Here is a 19754-nt window from a genome sequence, read left to right on the forward strand (position 1 = left end):
GGCGGCGCGCGGCGGCCCCCCCCCGCCCGCCACCCACCCCCCCGGCGCGGGGGCGGGGGGGGGGGGGGGGGGGGGGGGGGGGGGGGGGGGCGGCGCCGCGGGCCCCCCCCCCCCCCCCCAAGGACTGGTTCGCCACGGTCGATCGGACACCCCATATGGGGAATGATCGCTTGGCTGCTGGAGCCGACTGGATGGCTAGCCAATCCACCTAGGTGAGTCATTCGGCCTTGTCCGGAGGGCCGTTGAGCGCGTCGTCGATCAACTGGTTGGCCCGGTGCTGCTGTCCACGCAGCAGCTTGGCGTGGAACTTCCAGAGCACCGCGATGCTGTGCCCGCCCGCCGGGCGACCTCCACCGGGTCCACGCCTGCTTTGATCCACAGCGAGATGCCCGCATGCCGCGCCGTGTACGGAACCTCGGCGAGTGGCGTATGGACCTCGGCGGCGGGAAGGGCCTTCCGCCGGGCTTCTTGCCAGAGCTCCGTGTACTCCGTGGACCGAACCCGACCGCCGCGCACGGCGCGGAAGAGTCGCCCGTCCGGGGCGGTCCCGTACACGTCCAGGTGCCTTCGAAGCAGCTGCACGAGCGCCGGCGGTATGGGCACCGGCCGGGTGGTCTTCCGGGCCCGCCGCTTCAGCCCACGCACCTCGTACGACTTGCCGTCGTCCGTCCACCCGGCTCCCACCTCCGGGCGGCTCCCCGCGAGGATCAGCTCGCCCCAGCCGGACTCCGGCAGCTTGCAGTCCCGCTCGGTCAGCGCCGCCGCTTCGGAGGGGCGCATCCCCGCGTAGTACACAGGCACCCGGCGAACGCGTGAAGGTGCTCCTCGCGCGACCCCTGGGCCCTCACGGCCTCCAGCAACTTCCGCATCAGCACCGGGCCAGGAACGTAGCGGAAGGCCACCTCGTCGTCCGTCTCCGGGGCCTTCCAATCCACCTTGCCCGGCGGCAGCGACCTCAGCAGCCCGACGGTCTCCTTGGGATGGGTGGTGTTCTCAGCCGCCCGCTTCCCGTCCAGCCTCAGGGCTAGCGTCTCCAGGGCCGTACGGATCCGGGGCGCCTGGTCCGCGTGGGCAAGGCCGGCGTCAACGAGGGCACACGGAGTCGGACGGGGTCTCGGAGGAGGCCGCGCCGACGCAGAACTCGTTGCCCTCTGGGTCAGCCATCAGAATGTGGTGCCCGTCGAACTCCTCCAGGACCTTCCCTCCTGCCTTCATCAGCCGCTCGGACTCTGCTCGTATCCGCGCCCACCGCTCGTCAGGGCTGCCGTGTCCTGGCATCCGGATGTCGATATGGAGCCGGTTCTTCGCTGTTTTCGGCTCGGGAACCTTGAGGATGGAGAGCCTGGGGCCGACGCCGTCGGGATCGCAGAGCCACGCGCCGTCGTCCGCGGAATCGTCCTCTGGGAGATCGAACTGGGCGAGCCACTCCTCGCGGGTCTTGAAGGGAGCGGGCGGCGGCTCGTCGACATACCCCAGGGCCGTCTTCCAGAACTCGGCGAGGAGCTTCGCGTCCCTGCAATCAAAGGTCAGATCGATTCTCGCTGCCATGTCAGGACCGTACTGTGCGCCGCTGACACCAAGGGTTCAAGTCCCTCAGTCTTCGGCGAGGGCAGCGACGTAACTGGTCAGAAGGGGTGCCCCTGGTTCGGGGGCACCCCTTCCGCGTGTCGTGCTCCGGGCGTCAGGAGATGGAGACGCTGGTGCCGAACTCGAAGACGCCGGACTCGTTCGGCCTGACCTGGCTGATCGCGTGGCCCTGGCAGTTGGGGAGGTCAAAGACGGTGGCGACCTCGTTGGTGTTGTTGGTCACGAACATGGGCCAGATGTTGGTCGTGTAGCAGCCACTGGGGTTGGTGTGGGTGGCCAGGCCGACGGTCAGGGTGCCCTCGGCGGCCATGGCCGATCCTGTCGGCGACAGGGCGAGGGACACCGCACCCGTCACCGACGCCGCCACAAGCCCGATACGACGCATCGTTGCCTCCTGCTCAGACACGATCCTCGGAGGAGACGCCGACCGCCCCTCCTCACTCATTGCTAGCGGGCGTCGCTTGACGCGCACTCACGGCTCGCGTGAGCCGTGGCCGTGGCCGTGGCCGTGGCCGTGGCCGTGGCCGTGGCCGTGGCCGTACGCGTGGTCTCGTATGGTGCGGCGGGTCGTGGTCAGTGGCGGGGCGATGCACGCGGCGGCGAGGAGGATGGCGAAGGCGACGGTCAGGGCTGTGGTGTAGCCGTGGACGGATGCCGAGTTCGGCGTGGTGTGGCGTGCTGATGCGAGAGAGGACGCCGTTGCGCTGGCCGCGATGGTGTTGAGGAGTGCGGTGCCGAGGGCGGCTCCGAGTTGCTGGGAGGCGTTGTAGGCGGCCGATGCGGCCCCGATGTCGTCTCGGCGTGTGTCGGCGGTGGCCAGGGCGGCGGTCGGGGGGATGACGCAGCCGAGGCCGAGTCCGGTGAGTACCAGGGCGGGTGCCAGGTGGAGCGGCAGGACGTGTGTGCTCTGCGGTGTGAGGCGCGTGAGGATGAGCATCCCGGAGGCCGCGGTGATCAGGCCCGGCAGGATCAGCGCCGGGGGCGTGAGGCGTCCGTGGAGCTTCCCGGCGATGAGTGTGGAGCCGATCAGGGCGGCCAGGGCGTTGATCATCAGCGTCAGGCCCGCCTGGACCGGTGAGTAGCCGAGGACGGTCTGGGTGTAGTAGCTCATGAACAGGTAGAAGCCGAACATGGCGACGAACATCAGGCCGATCGAGATGAGCGCGCCGGCGCGGGCGCGGTGCAGGAGCATGCGCATCGGCAACAGCGGGCGGGGGGCTCGAACCTCGACGGCGGCGAACGCGGCCAGCAGCAGGCCGCTGCCGGTCAGCAGGGTCAGTACCTTCGGTGAGCCCCAACCGAGGGGTTCGGCCTCGTTGAAGGCGTAGACCATGGCGGCGAAGCCCGCGGCGCTGAGCAGGGCGCCCGCGACGTCAAGCCGCCCGTCGCCGCGGACGGGATGGTCCGGTGGGACGCGTGTCGCGCCGAGCAAGGCGAGCAGCGCGACAGGAACGTTGACGTACAGGCACCCCCGCCAGCTGACGTACTCGGTCAGCAGTCCCCCGGCGACCAGGCCGAGGGCGGAACCGGAGGCACCGACCGCGGCGAACACACCGAACGCCCGGCCGCGTTCGCGCGGCTCGGTGAACGTCGTACTGAGCAACGACAACCCGGCGGGCGCGAGTACGGCGGCGAAGACGCCTTGCAGGGCACGCGCCCCGAAGAGGGTCTCGGGGTTCACGGCGGCACCGCCCAGCGCGGACGAGGCGGCGAAGCCGGCCAGGCCGATGACGAACGTACGGCGATGGCCGAGTGCCCCGCTGACCCTGCCGCCGATCAGCAGCAGTCCGCCGAAGGCCAGGGCGTACGCGGTGATCGCCCATTGCCGGCTCGCGTCGGACATACCGAGCGCGCTCTGGGCGGAGGGCAGCGCGATGTTCACGATGGTGCCGTCCAGGACGACAAGCAGCTGCGCCGCGCTCACCGCCAGCAGCGTCGACCACTGCCGCCGCGCGGGGGCGGCTCCTCCTGCGTCGTCGCGGGTCTCGAGGGCAGGCTCCGCCCCGGGCGGATCGGTGTCTCGGGGATTCATGACTTCAAGTGTTTCGTTGAAGTGATCCCGGAGACTTTTCACCGCCTTGGGCCGCCGGACCAGCGCTGATGAGCGGATATCCCTCAAGCCGCCGGTTGAAGCCCTGTGAGGTGAGGTGAGATGACGTGAGGTGAGGGCTGTGGCGTCGTGCCGCAGTCAGCAGGTCCGCTCGTATTCGATCTGGTCGCCGCACTTGGTGTAGAAGCGGCGGGCAGATCTGGCCGAAAAGGTATGGGTGGGGTGTTGGCGCAGGTCAGGGGCGGGGGATCGGCTGATTGGGGGGTGAGTGGTGGGCGGGAAGGCGGGAAGAGGGCTTTTAGTTGTAGCTAAAGGTGGGAAGCTCTGACTGAGGGCGTTCGAAGCCCGAGGTCGGCACCATGCGCTAGGAGGTTGATTGAGCGTGCCGTGGAAGAGCAAAGGTGCGAAGGCGGAGGCTGCCGACCACGGGGGGGCGCGGTTGGCGCGTCAGGCCACTGTGGAGGTCGCCGGGTTGCTGGGCAAGCGTGGCATGAGCCGCACTGACCTCGCCCGACTCATGGACGTCAGCCCGGGGAGAGTGAGCCAAATCCTCTCCGGGGACGAGAATCTGACGCTGCGCAGCCTCGCTGCCGTGGCCGATGCGCTGGAGCTGGACATCAAGATCAGTTTTGTGGAGCCCAAGGAGGACGCGGCTCGGCGGCCGCATGGGTTGCATGGGCTTGGCGATGGTTCCGATGCCTTTGTCTACGCTCCTTGAAGGCATCAGGGTGCGCGGTGTGCGCAGGGTGCCCGGGGTGCGTCCCTGACGGGCGTCGTCGCGGTGTGCGGTGTGCGGCGCCACGTCAGGGGGTCGGGTCACGTCAGAGGTGCGAGCCACGTCAGAGGCGCGAGCCGTGCCAGGGGGCCGGGCCACGTCAGGGGTGCGAGGCGCCCGTCGTGGCGAGGGGGCGTACCGCCAGCGCCTCGTCCCGCAGCCGCGTGAGCTCGCGGTCGCCGCTCCGCTTCCCGGTGCGGTAGCCGAACTCCAGCATGCGCACGCAGGCGTCCATGGCCATCGCCAGGGTCTGACGGCGGTCCTCCGCCTCCTCTCGGGTCGGGGCGTGCAGCTCCGACGGGAAATCCTGGACCTCGCGCTGCCGGCACTTCGCCTCGATGTCGGCCTCGACCTTGGCCGCGTCGTCCAGGAGCTGGTCCACCTCCTCGTACAGGGTGTTGATCGTCGTCCTGTCCTTGGTCGCGGGGGTGCAGCCGCGCAGGTGGAGGCGGGCCTCGAAGGCGAACAGGCGCAGCTGGGCCACGTTTTCGAAGTCCCTGACCAGGCGGTGGCAGTGGAGGTACATGTCGTGGACCAGCCGCCGCTCCAGCTCGCTCAGCAGCACCGCGATGCCCAGCGTGATCACGGCCACGAAGGGCGGCGTGGACTGCTGGTTCTGCTGCTGACGGACGCGAGGCGCCAGGGCCCCGCCCGCGGCGGCAGCGGCCACGGCGGGTGGCACATCGGCGGCGTGCGGCAGCAGCAGGGCGATGGTGAGCAGCGCGGCCGCGCAGGTGCAGGCGATGATTCCGCAGCACAGCGACGCGGACCTTACGGTCCCCAGCAGGCGGCCCTTGTCGGCGAAACGGTGGACCAACGAGATCCAGGTGACCAGCGCGCAGACGCCTATGGGTAACGCGGCGTCCGCGAACCACCCCTGTGCGTAGAGCTCGTGCAATGCTCCCCCCTGATCGCGCCTTGGTACCGGTGCGCCGGAGGCGGTCGGCCGGTCACCGGGTGCCGGTCACGGAGCACCGGTGCCGAAGCATCGGTCACGGGCACCGATCACGGGGGAGCGGGAATCCCTTCACTGTCCGCCTCGGGGGCGGAAGCACCGGCGAGTGGGCGTGGTTCCTGCGCCGTTCGGTCCCCGCGCCGCCTGGTTCCTACGCGTTTCGGTCCCTGCGCCTTCCGGTTGCTGCGCCTTCCGGCTCCTGTACGGAGCGCCTCGTCGCGTGGTCACGATAGTGCTCTTCGTTCCCGTAGCGCACGGGTCACCGTCCGTATACCGCTGGATCGCGCCGCCTCTGGCGTCCTGCGATACGTCTGCCGCCTCTGCTCCGTTCATCCCGCCCAGGGGTCATACCGGGCATCAGGCCGGGCGTCATACCGGGCATCAGGCCGGGCGTCAGGCCGGGCGTCAGGCAAACGCGTCCGGGGGCTGGAGGTGGCGGGCGGCGCTGCGGGCCGCGGAGGCCACGGTGGCGCGGGCCTCGCGCGGGGACAGGCCGGTGTCGAGCGCGGCCTCGATCAGAGCGGGGGCCAACTCCGGCCCCGCGCCCGTCTCGTAGGCGCGGCAGGCGGCCCAGAACAGCCGGTCGTTGCGCTGTCCCTCCCGCGAGGCGCGGACGAACCGTACGAGCCCCTCCAGGGCCGCGGGCTGCGGCTCGGGGAACGCCGGGCCGGGGCGGTACGAGCGGGGCGGGGCCGGGCGCGGTGGCGTGAGCAGGCGCAACAGGGCGGACGGTACGGGGGCCGGGGCCCAGGCGGGGGAGCCGGGCGCGAGACGATAGCTGCCGTGTGAGGCGTAGGAACCGGGGCCGACCAGATAGCCGCCGAGTCCCCGGATGTCGATGCCGTGGGCCAGTCGGCCGGCGGAGTTGGGGACGGCGAGGCCGGGCGGGCCGCACAGCCACAGATGGCGGCCGCCGCTCGGGGTGAGCACGGTGACCGTACGGGGGATGGCGAAGGCGTGCTCGCGGGCCAGCCGGGAGAGGGCGGCCAGACCGTCCGTGGGGTCCTTACGGCTTGCGTCGGGACTCGTGGCCGCCCCGGTCGTTCCGGCCCTGGGCCTCTCGGTTCGCTCGGCCGTCCCGGTCCCTTCGGCCCGACCGTTCGTGTTGTCCGCTCCCCCGGTTTCCTGGGGCCTGCCGGACTCTTGGCGCTTAACGGGCCGCACGCCCCTGAGGTCGAGGTCGATGCCGATGAGGTGGTGCGGGGCGCATCCGCAGGCGATGCCGTAGCCGGTGGCCCAGGGGGCGGCGGCGAACAGGGCGCGGATCGCGTCCGGGTCCGCCGAGGCGTCATGGACTCCGTGGCCCAGCCGACCGCATTCGCCGTGGCACGGCAGCGGCGCGGGGTCGTGGTGGTGAGGGGAGCGCACGGCGGGCAGCTTCGCGCGGGTCAGCGGGATCACGCGGAAACCGTGGGCCGCGGCGGTCAGGGCGTGGGCAAGGACATGGGCGAGTGCGGGATTCGCCATGTCACCCATTTTCGGACAAGTGTTCGGTAATGGGAAGAGGGCCCGGTAAGTCGCCGAGGATGGCCGAAATTATGCGGAACGGAATCTCTTGTAAGGCTCGGCCCATGGCCGGGTGGGGGCGGCGAGCCGGGCGCACCGGCGTGAGGTGGGGAGTGGGGGTGCATGGGGTGTTTAAAACAGGTTCATCATGCTTGCGTGGTAATTCCAGCGGCCCGCACGCATCGTCCGGGAAACGGTGGGCAACTCTGCTTCCGCGGCCCTTCCGAGCCTCGGGGAGGCCGCGCGAGTCGCGGGACTCGTGGGAGTCGTGGGAGTCGGAGGATCGGAGGAATCGAGATGGCGGACATCCGGACGGGCCCCGGTCGCACCTTCGCCGCGCCACCGTTCGCCGCGTCACCGTTCTCCGCGTCCCGGGTGGGGCGCGGCTCCTGGGATGTGACCCGCTCGCACGGGGGCAGGTCGCCGCCATCGCGGGCACCCGCGAGCACCCGTAAGGGAGACGCGGGAGGTGCGGGGAGCGCGGAAGCGGCACGGTGTCCGAACGATCTGAGTGAGCTGTGGTGATTCATTGAGCGAAACGGGACGGGTGAGGTCGTACGGTCGCGCGGTGGCGTATCAACGCCATCGCGCGATCGTGCGTATGCCGCGCTTCGGTGTTCGTTCTTGACAGCGCCGATTTATCTGACGGATAGTCAGATTGCTTTCTACGGCAGACATGCGGCAGGGGAAGCGATGACGCGTGATGACCTGGACGTTGACCCGGAAGAGCTGTACGGACGGCTGAAGGCGTACGAGGGACGGACGGCCGCGAGCGGCGGCGCGGGCAGGGACCCCGTCAACGAGCCCATGATCAGGCACTGGTGCGAGGCGATGGGCGACACCAACCCCGCCTATCCGGCTACCGCACCGCCCACCATGCTCCAGGCGTGGACCATGGGCGGGCTGGCCGGGCACCCCGGCGGTTCGGCCCGCTCCGAGGCGTACGACGAGCTGCTGGCGCTGCTCGACGACGCGGGCTGCACATCGGTGGTCGCCACCGACTGCGAGCAGGAGTACCTGCGGCCGCTGCGCCCCGGCGACCGGGTCACCTTCGACGCGGTCATCGAGTCGGTGTCACCGCGCAAGACCACCAAGCTGGGCACCGGGTACTTCGTCACCACCCGGATGAACGTCCGCGCCGGGGACGGGGAGCTGGTCGGCACCCACCGCTTCCGCATCCTCAAGTACGCACCCGCGCGGCCCAAGAACGCGGCGAAGCCGGAGCCGAAGCGAAAGCCAGAACCGACGCGAGAGCCGGAGCCGACGGCCGACCGTCCGCGCCGCCCTCGCCCCGTCATCAACCGCGACAACGCCGGTTTCTGGGAGGGCGTCGCCCGGCATCAGCTGCTCATCCAGCGCTGCCTGGACTGCGCCACCCCGCGCTTCCCCTGGCTGCCGGGGTGTGGGGCGTGCGGCTCCCAGCGGTGGGAGACGTTCGAGGCGTCCGGCGCCGGCACGGTGTTCAGCTATGTGGTCATGCACCATCCGCCCTTCCCGGCCTTCGACCCGCCCTACGCGGTCGTCCTGATCGAGCTCGCGGAGGGCGTGCGGATGGTCAGCGACATCACCGGGGTGCCGTACGACAAGGTGCGCATCGGCATGCCCGTCGAGCTGGAGTTCCTGCGCGTGGACGAGGAGCTGGAGCTGCCGGTGTTCCGGGGCGCGGAGGCGTAACGGATGGACGAGGGAACCCCCGGTGGCCTTGGCCGCGCGGACCGTACGGACGAGGAGGCGGTCGTATGACGGTGCGTACGGGCGATGAGCTGCCCCCACTGCGCATCCCGATCACCCGGACCCTGATCGTCGCCGGTGCCCTCGCATCCCGTGACTACCAGGATGTGCACCACGACGCCGAGGCGGCCAAGGAGAAGGGCTCCCCGGACATCTTCATGAACATCCTCACCACCAATGGGCTGGTCGGCCGGTACATCACCGATCACTTCGGGCCGCGGGCCCGGCTCCGTAAGGTCGCGATCCGGCTCGGGGCGCCCAACTACCCCGGTGACGAGATGGTGCTGACCGGCCAGGTCACCTCGGTCGCGGAGGGTACGGCGGAGGTCGCCGTCATCGGTAAGAACGGCATTGGCCACCATGTGACCGGCACGGTCACGGTGCGGCTCCCCAGCGACGCCCCGGGAACCGGCGACGCCCCGAGAACCACCCCCATCACCACCACCCCCATCACCACCACCCCGGACACCCCCCGATGAGCGCCCGCAAGCCGGACACCCTGGGCGGCCGGGCCGCCATCGTCGGCATCGGCGCCACCGAGTTCTCCAAGGACTCGGGCCGCAGCGAGCTGAAGCTGGCCGTCGAGGCCGTCCAGGCGGCCCTGGACGACGCCGGGCTCGCCCCGGCCGACGTGGACGGGCTGGTCACCTTCACGATGGACACCAGCCCCGAGATCACCGTGGCGCAGGCATGCGGCATCGGCGATCTCACCTTCTTCTCGCGCGTCCACTACGGCGGCGGCGCGGCCTGCGCCACCGTGCAGCAGGCCGCGCTCGCCGTCGCGACCGGCGTCGCCGAGGTCGTCGTCTGCTACCGCGCGTTCAACGAGCGGTCCGGGCGCCGCTTCGGCTCCGGCGTACAGCACCGCGAGCCGTCCGCCGAGGGCGCCGCGCTCGGCTGGTCGCTGCCGTTCGGGCTGCTGACCCCGGCCTCGTGGGTGGCCATGGCCGCCCAGCGCTATCTCCACACCTATGGGCTGACACCCGAGGTTTTCGGCCATGTGGCCGTCACCGACCGCCGCCACGCGGCCACCAACCCGGCCGCGTACTTCCACGGCAAGCCGATCACCCTCGCCGAGCACGCCGCCTCGCGCTGGATCGTCGAGCCGCTGCGGCTGCTCGACTGCTGTCAGGAGACGGACGGCGGCCAGGCGATCGTGGTGACCAGCGTGGAGCGGGCGCGTGACCTGCCGCGTCCGCCCGCCGTGATCGCGGCCGCGGCGCAGGGCGCGGGCCGCGGCCAGGAGCAGATGACGAGCTTCTACCGCGACGATCTGACCGGCCTCCCCGAGATGGGGGTGGTCGCCCGGCAGTTGTGGCGCGGCAGCGGTCTGACCCCGGCCGACATCGACGTGGCCATCCTCTATGACCACTTCACGCCGTTCGTGCTGATGCAGCTGGAGGAGTTCGGCTTCTGCGGACGCGGCGAGGCGGCGGGATTCGTCGCCGAGGACGCGCTGCCGCTCAATACCCACGGCGGTCAGCTCGGTGAGGCGTATCTGCACGGGATGAACGGGATCGCCGAGGCCGTCCGCCAGATCCGCGGCAGCTCCGTCAACCAGGTGCCGGGGGCCGCCCGCACCCTGGTCACCGCGGGCACCGGGGTACCGACATCCGGGCTTCTCCTCGGCGCAGACGGCTGACTCGCGCGCGTGTCGGCGGTATCGGGCCGCCGAGGTCCACCTTCACTCGTCATATGACCCGAAGTAAGCAGAGCAGATGGCAGATCACGGGCTGGGCCACCGGTCTGGCCGCGGCCCTGGCCACCGCGATCGCCGGTGCCACCCCCGCCGCCTCGGCGGAGGTCCTGCCCGACCCCCGCCCCCTGGGCGCCAAGGTCTTCCAGGGCTGGGCCTTCGACACCTGCCATGCCCCGTCCCTCGCCACCCTGCGCGCGTGGAACAGCTCCCGCTACCGCGCCGTCGGCGTCTACTACGCGGGCCGCGGCCGGGCCTGCGCCAGCCAGCCCAACCTCACCGTCTCCTGGATGCGCGGCGTCAAGAGCATGAAGTGGCAGGTGCTGCCCATCTTCGTCGGATCCCAGTCGCCCTGTGTCCGCAACACCAACAAGAAGCACGTGCCCATCGGCAGCAAGCCGTTCTCCCAGGGGCAGGCGGAGGGCAAGGACGCGGTGGCACGCGCCAAGGCGCTCTCCCTGAAGAAGCGCAGCGCGCTCTACCTCGACATGGAGGCGTACGACTTGAAGCGGACGAGCTGCGCGGCCAAGACGCTCTCCTTCATCCGCGGCTGGAACCGCGAGGTCCGCTCGCGCGGCTTCTTCCCCGGCTTCTACAGCAGCGCCGAGTCCGGGGTGCGCCATGTGGAGCAGGCCCGCCGGGCCGGGGTCCATGACCTGCCCTCGGTGATGTGGTTCGCGCGCTGGAACGGGAAGCCGTCGCTGTACGGGGAGTCGACGCTGGCCAAGAGCGCGTGGAATCCGCACCGCCGCATCCACCAGTACCGGGGCAACGTCGATGTGACGCACGGCGGCCGGACGCTGCGCATTGACCGCAACAAGGTGGACGCACCGGTCGCGATCATCAAGTGAACGCCTGTGGGCCGCCCTCGGGAAGGACGGGGGCCGCCCTCGGGAAGGACGGGGGCCGCCCTCGGGAAGGACGAGGGTCGCCCCCGGGAGGAACGAGGGTCGCCCCCGGGAAGAACCCTGACCGTCCGACCGCCCCCTCCCCCCGCAGGAGGTGGTGCTGGCACCACCCGTACAACCTGAGGCTGATTGCCCTTCGGCACTTATGGCCGATCCGCTCCGACCTGCTCGCTCCTAGCGTTGAGCCATGACCACGACCGTGTGCACAGGCGTATCCGCCGCCGCGTTCCCGTCGTTCACCTCGTACGTACGGGCGCGGGGGCCTGTGCTGCTGCGCACCGCCCGCTCGCTGACGTCCAACGCGTGCGACGCGGAGGATCTGCTGCAGACCGCGCTGACCAAGACGTACCTGGCGTGGGAGCGCATCGAGGACCACAACGCGCTGGACGGCTATGTGCGGCGCGCCCTGGTCAACACCCGGACCTCGCAGTGGCGCAAGCGCAAGATCGACGAATTCGTCTGCGAGGAGCTGCCCGAGCCCGAGACGGTGCCTGCCCCGGACCCCGCCGAACGGCAGGTGCTCCGCGACGCGCTGTGGCGCGCCGTACTGCGGCTGCCGGACCGTCAGCGGGCGATGGTCGTCCTCAGGTACTACGAGGACCTGAGCGAGGCGCAGACGGCGGAGGTGCTCGGGGTGTCCGTCGGCACCGTCAAGAGCGCGGTCTCGCGCGCCCTCGGCAAGCTCCGCGAGGACCCGGAACTCGGCCACACGGCCTGATCGCCTGATCGGCGCGATGGCGGCCTACGGGGGCTGACCGGCGAAACGGCGGGCGAAACGGCGGGCGAAACGGCAGGGGGACCGACGGGTCCGGGGGTAGTGACATACCAGGTGGTCGGCTGCAGAATCGGCGGAACCTCAACCCGCGCGTAACCGGAACCCTGGAGGCGCCCCGGTGCTCAGCACGATGCAGGACGTACCGCTGACCGTGACCCGCATCCTCGTGCACGGGACCCTCGTGCACGGCCGCACGGCCCATGTGACCACCTGGACCGGGGAGGGCGAGCCCCGGCGACGCAGCTTCCACGAGGTGGGGGTGCGGTCGACCCAGTTGGCGAACGCGCTGCGCGATGAGCTCGGGGTCGAGCCGGGGCAGGCCGTGGCCACCTTGATGTGGAACAACTGCGAGCATCTGGAGGCGTATCTCGCGGTCCCCTCCATGGGCGCCGTACTGCACACCCTCAACCTCCGGCTGCCCGCCGATCAGCTCGGCTGGATCGTGAACCACGCCGCCGACCGCGTGATCATCGTCAACGGCTCCGTACTGCCGCTGCTCGCCCCGCTCCTCCCCACCCTCACCACCGTGAAGCACATCGTGGTCGCGGGCCCCGGCGACCGTTCCGTCCTGGACGGCTGCGCCGCCCGGGTCCATGAGTACGAGGAGCTGATCGAGGGGCGGCCGCAGCGCTACGCCTGGCCGGAGATCGACGAGCGCCAGGCCGCGGCCCTCTGCTACACCTCGGGGACGACCGGGCACCCCAAGGGCGTGGCCTACAGCCACCGCTCCATCTATCTGCACTCGATGCAGGTCAACACCGCCGAGTCGTTCGGGATGTCCGGGGGCGACATCCTGCTGCCGGTGGTGCCGATGTTCCACGCCAACGCGTGGGGCACCCCGCACGCCGCCTTCATGGCGGGCGCCTCGATACTCATGCCCGACCGCTTCCTCCAGCCCGAACCGCTCGCCGAGATGATCGAACGCGAGCGTCCCACCATCGCCGCCGCCGTCCCCACCGTCTGGCAGGGGCTGCTCGCCGAGCTCGACGCGAGGCCGCGTGAGGTGAGCTGTCTGCGGAACGTCTTCATCGGCGGCGCGGCCTGCCCACCCTCCCTGATGAAGGCCTACGGGGAGCGCCACGGCATCCATGTCGTGCACGCGTGGGGCATGACGGAGACCTCTCCGCTCGGCTCCGTGGCCCATCCGCCGGGCGGTCTCCCGGCGGAGGACGCCTGGCCGTACCGGCTGACGCAGGGCCGCTTCCCGGCCTCCGTCGAGTGCCGGTTGATCTCGGCGGACGGCGAGCTCGTGCCGTGGGACGGGAAGACGCCGGGTGAGCTGGAGGTACGCGGTCCGTGGATCGCGGGCGCGTACTACGGAGGGGCGGACGGCGAGCCGTTCCGCCCCGAGGACAAGTTCACCGAGGACGGCTGGCTGAAGACCGGCGACGTCGGCACCATCAGCCCCGACTGCTATCTGACGCTGACGGACCGGGCCAAGGACGTCATCAAGTCGGGCGGCGAGTGGATCTCCTCGGTCGAGCTGGAGAACCAGCTGATGGGCCATCCCGAGGTCGTGGAGGCGGCGGTGGTGGCCGTGCCGGACGAGAAGTGGGGCGAGCGGCCGCTGGCCACGGTGGTCCTGACGGACGGCGCCACGATCGGCTACGAGGACCTGCGGGCGTTCCTCGCCGAACGGGTCGCGCGCTGGCAGCTGCCGGAACACTGGGCGCTGATTCCGGCGGTGCCGAAGACGAGCGTGGGGAAGTTCGACAAGAAGGTCATCCGAAAGAAGTACGCGGACGGGGACCTGGATGTGACCACGCTGGGCTGAGGACGCCGGGGCCCGGGAGCGCGCGTCGGCAACACGGCCACCGTAAGAGAGCCCCTGTGGTCAACATGGCCACGGTAAGAGAGCCCTTGTGGGCAACGCGGCCGCCGTAAGGGAGTCCCCGTAGGCAAACGCGGCCGCCGTAAGGAGGCGGGTGTCTCCTTACGGCGGCCGTACGCAACCGGGGCGGCCGTACGCAACCGGCGCGGGCCGCGGGCGTCAGACGTAATCGGCGCGGGCCGCGGGCGTCAGTTCGTGCCGATCTTCGCCAGCAGGTCCACGATCCGCGACTGCACCTCCGCGCTCGTCGAGCGCTCCGCGAGGAACAGCACCGTCTCGCCCGAGGCCAGCCGCGACAGATTCGCCGGGTCGATGTCCGCGGAGGTGTACACGACCAGCGGGGTGCGGTTCAGCAGTCCGTTGCCGCGCAGCCAGTCGACGATCCCGGCCCGGCGGCGGCGTACCTGCATCAGGTCCATCACCACCAGGTTCGGCCGCATCTGGGCCGCGAGCGAGACCGCGTCCGCGTCCGTCGCCGCGCGGGCGACCTGCATCCCGCGCCGCTCGAGCGTCGCCGTCAGCGCCATCGCGATCGGCGCGTGCTCCTCGATCAGCAGCACGCGCGACGGATGCTGCTCGCTGTCGCGCGGCGCGAGCGCCTTGAGCAGGACGGCCGGGTCGGCGCCGTACGCCGCCTCGCGCGTCGCCTGGCCGAGCCCCGCGGTCACCAGCACCGGCACCTCGGCCGCGACCGCCGCCGTACGCAGCGACTGCAGCGCGGTCCGGGTGATCGGCCCGGTCAGCGGGTCGACGAACAGCGCCGCCGGGTACGCGGCGATCTGCGCGTCCACCTCCTCACGGGAGTTCACGATCACCGGACGGTAGCCGCGGTCGCTCAGCGCCTGCTGGGTGGACATGTCCGGCGCGGGCCACACCAGGAGGCGGCGTGGGTTGTCCAGCGGCTCCGGCGGCAGCTCGTCGTCGGGCGGCGGGGTACGGTCGTCGACGATCTCGACGGCGCCGTTCGGCCCGTCCAGCGGCTCCGGCCCCTCGGCGCCCTCGTCCGGCGCGCCGATGGCGAACGTACGGCCGGAACCCTGCGACGGGCCCACCGCACGCTGCGGCTGCGCCCCCGGCCCGGGCTGGGGACGGGGCTGCGCGCCGGTCTGCGGACCGGGGTGCGGCTGCGGCCCGGTGTGGGGCTGCTGACCGCCCTGTGTGGACTGCCCGGTGTGGGGCTGCGGTCCGGTGTGCGGATGCGCCCGGTTGCCGGCCGGCTGAAGTTCGGCCGAGGCGCCCTGGTCCGTCATCTCGGGCCGGGCGGCCAGCTTGCGCCGCCTGCCACCGCTCGTGCTGGTGCCTCCGGAAGGCGTCTGCGGCTGACCCTGCGGCGGACGTCCCTGCGGCTGGCCTTGTGCGGGCTGGCCCTGGGGCTGCTCCCCCACCTGCTGGGCGAACGGCACCCCTTGGCCCAGGGTGCGCACGCTGATCGCGCGCCCCTGGGTGGTGTCGGCGTTCGGCGGGGCCTCGGCGGGCAGCGGCTGCGGACGGGGCTGCGCGGGGGCGTCCGGCCACTGCGCGGGGGGCTGCGCCGGTTGCTGAGTCGGCTGCTGGGCCGGTGGGCGCCCGCTGGTCTCCGCGGGCTGCGGGCCACCCTGGGCCTGGGCCTGGTCGGGCGTTGGCTGTTCCGGTGCCTCGCCCAGTGCGCGGCGGGCGCGGCGCCGTCCGGTGGGCGGGACCTCCTGTGGCTGGCCGCCGCTGGTGTCCTGGCCCCAGTTGGGCTGCTGTTCCTCGGGGGTGCGGGCGGCGGGCAGCGCGGGCATGCCCGACGCGGCCGGCTGGGGGCCTTGGGCCTGCGGCTGGGGCCGACGCGGGTCCTGGCCCTGGCCCTGAGCCGGGTCGGACGGCCAGCCACCGGGCCGCGCCGCGCCGTTGGGCGGTACGGGCTCGCCTCGTACGGCCAGGCCCCCGCCCTGCTGCGGCTGGGGCCCGCCGCCCCGCGCCTCGCGCGGGCTGTGCTGCGCGGGGACGAGCCCGGCCGGGCCGAGCTCGGGCGGCAGTGCGCCGGGCTGCGCCCGGTCGGCGGCGGCCGGGGGCAGCGCGAAGGGGGAGCGGACGAGGCCGGGATCCCCCGCGGGCTGCGGCTGGGACTGCTGAGGTTGCGGCTGGCCAGGGGCCTGGGCCTGGGCCTGGTCGGGCGTTGGCTGTTCCGGTGCCTCGCCCAGTGCGCGGCGGGCGCGGCGCCGTCCGGTGGGCGGGACCTCCTGTGGCTGGCCGCCGCTGGTGTCCTGGCCCCAGTTGGGCTGCTGTTCCTCGGGGGTGCGGGCGGCGGGCAGCGCGGGCATGCCCGACGCGGCCGGCTGGGCGGGCTGCTGGGGCGTGTCGGAGGGGGCCGCGGGCAGGGCGAGGGCAGGCCGGCCGCCCGCACCCCGCGCGGGGGCGGGGGCACCGGCGGTCTGAGGGCCGCCCTGCTCCTGCGCCGGGGCGCCGCGCCGGGCCCGGCGGCCCTGGGGCTGCTGCTGGGCGGGAATGCCCTGAGGCGGCACAACGCCCATGGCGGCGGGGCCCGTCGACTGCGGACCGGCCGCTTCCGGTGCGCCGCCACGAGCGTGGCGATGGCTGCCGGTCGCGGCTCCCTCGGCGCTCTGGCCGGGGTTCGCGGCCGCGGCCGCCGCCGGGTCCTCGTCGGGGTGGGGGCGCGCTCTGCGCCGCCCGGTGGGCCGCGGCGGGTTCGCGGGCTCGGCCGCGTTCTGCTGCTGGGCCGCGGCGTTCTCGCCGACGACCGCGGGCAGCACGGCGGGCGCGGTCGCGCCAGGGGCCGTCCCCGGGGCGCCCTGCTGAGCGGCGGTGCGCGGGTCGACCTTACGGGGGTCGGCCGTACGGGGGTCGGCCTTACGGAGGTTGGGCGGAGGCGTACCGCCCTGGGCGCCGCCGCCCTGAGTGCCGTTGCCGTGGGTGCCGCCGCCCTGGGTGCCGTTCCCTTGCGTACCGCCGCCGCTGGTGTCGCCCGGCGTGTCGCTGGAGGCCGCCCCGTGCCGGGCGCGGCGTCCGGTCGGGGTCTGGCCGGAGGCGTTGCCGCCCGCCGTGCCCGCGCCCGTACCGGCACCCGTACCGGCACCTGTACCGGCACCAGTGCCCGAGGTGCCCTGCCCCTGCGTACCGTCGCCCTGCCCGGCGGCGTCCCCGTCCATGCGCCCCTGCTCGGCGGCGGCCGCCGCCGAGATCGGCACCTCCAGGACATACGCGTGCCCGCCCATGCCCGGCATCTCATGGGTCTGGAGCACGCCCCCGTGCAGGCGCACGATCCCGCGCACGATCGGCTCGTGCACCGGGTCGCCGCCCGCGTACGGTCCGCGGACCTCGATCCGTACGACATCGCCGCGCTGCGCCGCCGCGACCACGATCGTCGAGTCGCTCGCCGCGACGCCCGAGGCGGCGTTGCCGGTGGAGTCGACCCCGGCCACGTCCGCGATCAGATGGGCGAGCGCTTGGGCGAGCCGCTCCGCGTCCACCTCGGCGTCGATCGGCGGGGCGTGCACGGCGAACTGCGCGCGCCCCGGCCCGATCAGCTCGACCGCGCCCTCGACACTGGCCGATACGACCTCGTCCATCGAGACCGTACGGCGGGCCAGCTCCTCGCCGCTCGAGTCGAGCCGCTGATAGCTCAGGACGTTGTCGACGAGCGTGGTCATCCGGGTGTAGCCGGCGGCCAGGTGGTGCAGGATCTGGTTGGCCTCGGGCCACAGCTGCCCGGCCGGGTCGTCGGCGAGCACGCCGAGCTCATGGCGCAGTTGCACCAGCGGTCCGCGCAGGGACTGGTCCAGCACGGCGAGCAGCTGGCTGTTCCGGGCGGTGACGGACTCCAGCTGTGCCGCGTACCGCGTGCGCTCCTCGGCGAGCTGCGTCCGCAGCTCCTCCAGGGCCCTCGTGTGCTGGGTGGTGAGCCCCTCCAGCTCCTCGGCGTGCCGGGTGGTGAGGCTCTCCACCTTCTCGGCGTGCTGGGTGGTGAGGCTCTCCACCTTCTCCGTGTGCCGGGTGGTGAGGCTCTCCACCTCCTCGGCGTGCTTGGCCGCCATGGCCTTCTCGGCCCGCCGGTCGGTGAAGGTCAGCACGGCGCCCACGAATTGGTCGCCGTCGCGGACGGGCGCGGTGGTCAGATCGACCGGGACCTGGCTTCCGTCCTTCGCCCACAGCACCTGGCCGCGCACCCGGTGCTTGCGGCCGGAGCGCAGGGTGTCGGCGAGGGGCGATTCCTCGTACGGGAAGGGGGAACCGTCCGGGCGCGAGTGGTGTACAAGAGAGTGAAGCTCCTGACCGCCCATGTCGCTGGCCCGGTAGCCGAGGATCTGCGCGGCGGACGGGTTGACGAGGACCACCTTGCCCTCGGTGTCCACGCCGACCACGCCCTCCGCCGCCGCGCGCAGGATCATCTCGGTCTGGCGCTGCTGACGGGCGAGTTCGGCCTCGGTGTCGAGCGTCCCGGTCAGGTCGCGCACGATGAGCATCAGCAGCTCATCGCCGGTGTAGCTGTACTGATCGGCGTAAGGAGTCCGCCCGTCCTCCAGATTCGCGCTGGTCACCTGGACGGGGAACTGCGCCCCGTCGGTGCGCCGGGCCATCATCCGGGTCGGCTTGCTGCCGTCCCCCTGCGCCTCGTCGGGGCGCCGCATCGACCCGGGAATGCGATTGGGATCGAAGGAGGGGAGCAGATCGAGCAGACCACGGCCGACCAGGGCGGTGCCCGGAGCCTCGAAGGACTCCAGCGCGTGGTGGTTGGCGTTGACGATCGTGCCGTTGCAGTTGACCAGCAACAGCGCGTCCGGGAGTGCGTCGAGTATCGCCGCGAGGCGAGCAGCGCCTCGGGATGGCCTGCTGCTCACGACGACGCTTCCTCCCTGACTACCGCACCTTGCTGACACCCGCGGTCATTCTGCCGTCCCATCTGCGGAGTGTCTCTAGGGGAGTCTACGGGCACCAGCGCCGGACGCGACCGTGGATGAGAGGGAGGTCGCAGCGCGACGTGCGCGTCTCGGCGCACGCCCGGACAAACTTCACCGAGCCCTTCTCCTCTCACTCCCGGCCCAATCCCCAGGTCAGCTCCCAGGCATGCGCAAAACCACGGAGAACCGATTCCATCGGGCGATTTCACACCCGTTGGTGCGGTTGAACCAGGCGTTGACGGGACGCCCCGCCCATTGGCCCGTCACCCGAGCCGTGGCCGGCCCGCCGTACTGCCCGGTGCACATCGCGTCCGGCGACACCGGCGCGAACGGATCCCGGCCCCATACGGTCTGCGAGTCCAGCTGCCCACACGCGGCCCGCGCCCGAGGGTGCGTACCGCCGGTCGGGTGGCAGCTCAGCAGAAAGGTCGCGGCGTCATCGGCCTCACCGGTCTCACTCACGGTGATCACAAGCCGGTCGGCGCTCTCCCCGTCGAACGGCAGGGGCAGCGGCAGCGGCGTGGCCGCGGCGGGGGCCAGCGCGCCCGCGGCGGCGGCGGTCGTCAGCGCGGCGGTGACGGCGAGGCGGTGCAGCAGGGGCATGGAGGCACTCCTGGTGTGATCGGTCGGGGGCGCGCTGCCCCCGCCCCGTCTAACGCGCCGCCGCCCCGCGCGTTGCTCCGCCGTAAGGGGCTGCGCTCGCCGTAAGGGGCTCCCCTCGGCCGTAAGGAATGCGCTCCGCCGTACGGGCCGCGCTCACCCCACCCCCTATTAGGGCTTTGCGATGGGCCCCGCCCGCCGAGTACCGTAGTCCGCGATTGGTGACATCCCACTGGGCTGTGACATCATCTGCACACGCCACCTCGCGCTCGCGCGAGCGACCGGTGTGTTGGAGGCTTCGCCTAGTCTGGTCTATGGCGCCGCACTGCTAATGCGGTTTGGGCCTTAAAGCCCATCGAGGGTTCAAATCCCTCAGCCTCCGCTCTCCGACAGGGGGGCCGGCCCCCCGCCGCCGCGCCCCCACGGAGTGACACCGCCCCCCCCCCACCAACAAAAAACC

Annotated in this window: 15 protein-coding genes and 1 tRNA gene; 8 read left to right on the forward strand and 8 right to left on the reverse strand. The window is 72.0% G+C overall.

Annotation, left to right across the window (positions count from 1 at the left end; genetic code table 11):
- Positions 1-258 precede the first annotated feature (258 nt).
- The 4 genes from ACFXB5_RS11100 to ACFXB5_RS11115 all read right to left on the reverse strand — a co-directional run bounded on the left by ACFXB5_RS11100 (position 259) and on the right by ACFXB5_RS11115 (position 3619).
- Positions 259-780, reverse strand: a complete 522-nt coding sequence (locus ACFXB5_RS11100; RefSeq protein WP_385205331.1) for a hypothetical protein — start codon at positions 778-780, stop codon at positions 259-261.
- Between the two features lie 303 nt (positions 781-1083).
- Positions 1084-1548 (reverse strand): VOC family protein, encoded by a 465-nt coding sequence (locus ACFXB5_RS11105; protein WP_385205334.1) that lies wholly within the window; start codon positions 1546-1548, stop codon positions 1084-1086.
- A gap of 133 nt (positions 1549-1681) precedes the next feature.
- Positions 1682-1972 carry a hypothetical protein gene (locus ACFXB5_RS11110; protein WP_385205338.1) on the reverse strand — a complete coding sequence of 97 codons (291 nt, stop codon included), beginning with the start codon at positions 1970-1972 and terminating at the stop codon, positions 1682-1684.
- A gap of 87 nt (positions 1973-2059) precedes the next feature.
- The gene (locus ACFXB5_RS11115; protein WP_385205341.1) at positions 2060-3619 is read right to left on the reverse strand and encodes an MFS transporter; all 1560 of its coding nucleotides are present in this window, start codon (positions 3617-3619) and stop codon (positions 2060-2062) included.
- Positions 3620-4019: 400 nt separating this feature from the next.
- Between ACFXB5_RS11115 and ACFXB5_RS11120 the strand changes: the two genes are divergently transcribed.
- Positions 4020-4355 carry a helix-turn-helix domain-containing protein gene (locus tag ACFXB5_RS11120; RefSeq protein WP_385205344.1) on the forward strand — a complete coding sequence of 112 codons (336 nt, stop codon included), beginning with the start codon at positions 4020-4022 and terminating at the stop codon, positions 4353-4355.
- Between the two features lie 157 nt (positions 4356-4512).
- Here the strand turns inward: ACFXB5_RS11120 and ACFXB5_RS11125 are convergent, their stop codons facing one another.
- Complete coding sequence (locus ACFXB5_RS11125) at positions 4513-5310, reverse strand: hypothetical protein (protein WP_385205347.1); 798 nt, start codon at positions 5308-5310, stop codon at positions 4513-4515.
- 462 nt (positions 5311-5772) lie between these two features.
- Positions 5773-6834, reverse strand: coding sequence for a bifunctional DNA primase/polymerase (locus ACFXB5_RS11130; protein WP_385205350.1), 1062 nt, complete (start codon positions 6832-6834; stop codon positions 5773-5775).
- A 732-nt stretch (positions 6835-7566) separates the two neighbouring features.
- On the opposite strand from ACFXB5_RS11130, the gene ACFXB5_RS11135 reads away from it, so the two are divergent.
- The 6 genes from ACFXB5_RS11135 (at position 7567) to ACFXB5_RS11160 (ending at position 13757) form a co-directional block, all read left to right on the forward strand.
- Positions 7567-8547 carry an OB-fold domain-containing protein gene (locus tag ACFXB5_RS11135; RefSeq protein ID WP_385205352.1) on the forward strand — a complete coding sequence of 327 codons (981 nt, stop codon included), beginning with the start codon at positions 7567-7569 and terminating at the stop codon, positions 8545-8547.
- Positions 8548-8612: 65 nt separating this feature from the next.
- The gene (locus ACFXB5_RS11140) at positions 8613-9083 is read left to right on the forward strand and encodes a MaoC family dehydratase (protein WP_385205354.1); all 471 of its coding nucleotides are present in this window, start codon (positions 8613-8615) and stop codon (positions 9081-9083) included.
- Positions 9080-10246 (forward strand): lipid-transfer protein, encoded by a 1167-nt coding sequence (locus ACFXB5_RS11145; RefSeq protein WP_385205357.1) that lies wholly within the window; start codon positions 9080-9082, stop codon positions 10244-10246. Before ACFXB5_RS11140 ends, ACFXB5_RS11145 begins: the two co-directional genes overlap by 4 nt.
- A gap of 53 nt (positions 10247-10299) precedes the next feature.
- Positions 10300-11151, forward strand: a complete 852-nt coding sequence (locus ACFXB5_RS11150; RefSeq protein WP_385205360.1) for a DUF1906 domain-containing protein — start codon at positions 10300-10302, stop codon at positions 11149-11151.
- Between the two features lie 244 nt (positions 11152-11395).
- Positions 11396-11926 (forward strand): SigE family RNA polymerase sigma factor, encoded by a 531-nt coding sequence (locus tag ACFXB5_RS11155; RefSeq protein WP_201858292.1) that lies wholly within the window; start codon positions 11396-11398, stop codon positions 11924-11926.
- A gap of 175 nt (positions 11927-12101) precedes the next feature.
- Positions 12102-13757, forward strand: a complete 1656-nt coding sequence (locus ACFXB5_RS11160; RefSeq protein ID WP_385205363.1) for a long-chain fatty acid--CoA ligase — start codon at positions 12102-12104, stop codon at positions 13755-13757.
- A gap of 245 nt (positions 13758-14002) precedes the next feature.
- Here ACFXB5_RS11160 and ACFXB5_RS11165 read toward each other — a convergent pair whose 3' ends face one another.
- Positions 14003-18634 (reverse strand): PAS domain-containing protein, encoded by a 4632-nt coding sequence (locus ACFXB5_RS11165; RefSeq protein ID WP_385205365.1) that lies wholly within the window; start codon positions 18632-18634, stop codon positions 14003-14005.
- Between the two features lie 213 nt (positions 18635-18847).
- Positions 18848-19297 (reverse strand): SSI family serine proteinase inhibitor, encoded by a 450-nt coding sequence (locus tag ACFXB5_RS11170; RefSeq protein WP_385205367.1) that lies wholly within the window; start codon positions 19295-19297, stop codon positions 18848-18850.
- A gap of 288 nt (positions 19298-19585) precedes the next feature.
- On the opposite strand from ACFXB5_RS11170, the gene ACFXB5_RS11175 reads away from it, so the two are divergent.
- Positions 19586-19676 (forward strand) — tRNA-Ser (locus ACFXB5_RS11175).
- The last annotated feature ends 78 nt before the right edge of the window (positions 19677-19754 follow it).

It is taken from the genome of Streptomyces sp. NPDC059455 (genome assembly GCF_042750115.1).
Classification (GTDB): Bacteria; Actinomycetota; Actinomycetes; order Streptomycetales; family Streptomycetaceae; genus Streptomyces; species Streptomyces endocoffeicus.

What these genes read in the sequence shown, in the direction of transcription:
- ACFXB5_RS11100 (WP_385205331.1), bottom strand. Translation starts at nt 780, where the DNA reads ATGCGCCCCTCCGAAGCGGCGGCGCTGACCGAGCGGGACTGCAAGCTG.
- ACFXB5_RS11105 (WP_385205334.1), bottom strand. Translation starts at nt 1,548, where the DNA reads ATGGCAGCGAGAATCGATCTGACCTTTGATTGCAGGGACGCGAAGCTC.
- ACFXB5_RS11110 (WP_385205338.1), bottom strand. Translation starts at nt 1,972, where the DNA reads ATGCGTCGTATCGGGCTTGTGGCGGCGTCGGTGACGGGTGCGGTGTCC.
- ACFXB5_RS11115 (WP_385205341.1), bottom strand. Translation starts at nt 3,619, where the DNA reads ATGAATCCCCGAGACACCGATCCGCCCGGGGCGGAGCCTGCCCTCGAG.
- ACFXB5_RS11130 (WP_385205350.1), bottom strand. Translation starts at nt 6,834, where the DNA reads ATGGCGAATCCCGCACTCGCCCATGTCCTTGCCCACGCCCTGACCGCC.
- ACFXB5_RS11135 (WP_385205352.1), top strand. Translation starts at nt 7,567, where the DNA reads ATGACGCGTGATGACCTGGACGTTGACCCGGAAGAGCTGTACGGACGG.
- ACFXB5_RS11140 (WP_385205354.1), top strand. Translation starts at nt 8,613, where the DNA reads ATGACGGTGCGTACGGGCGATGAGCTGCCCCCACTGCGCATCCCGATC.
- ACFXB5_RS11145 (WP_385205357.1), top strand. Translation starts at nt 9,080, where the DNA reads ATGAGCGCCCGCAAGCCGGACACCCTGGGCGGCCGGGCCGCCATCGTC.
- ACFXB5_RS11150 (WP_385205360.1), top strand. Translation starts at nt 10,300, where the DNA reads ATGACCCGAAGTAAGCAGAGCAGATGGCAGATCACGGGCTGGGCCACC.
- ACFXB5_RS11155 (WP_201858292.1), top strand. Translation starts at nt 11,396, where the DNA reads ATGACCACGACCGTGTGCACAGGCGTATCCGCCGCCGCGTTCCCGTCG.
- ACFXB5_RS11170 (WP_385205367.1), bottom strand. Translation starts at nt 19,297, where the DNA reads ATGCCCCTGCTGCACCGCCTCGCCGTCACCGCCGCGCTGACGACCGCC.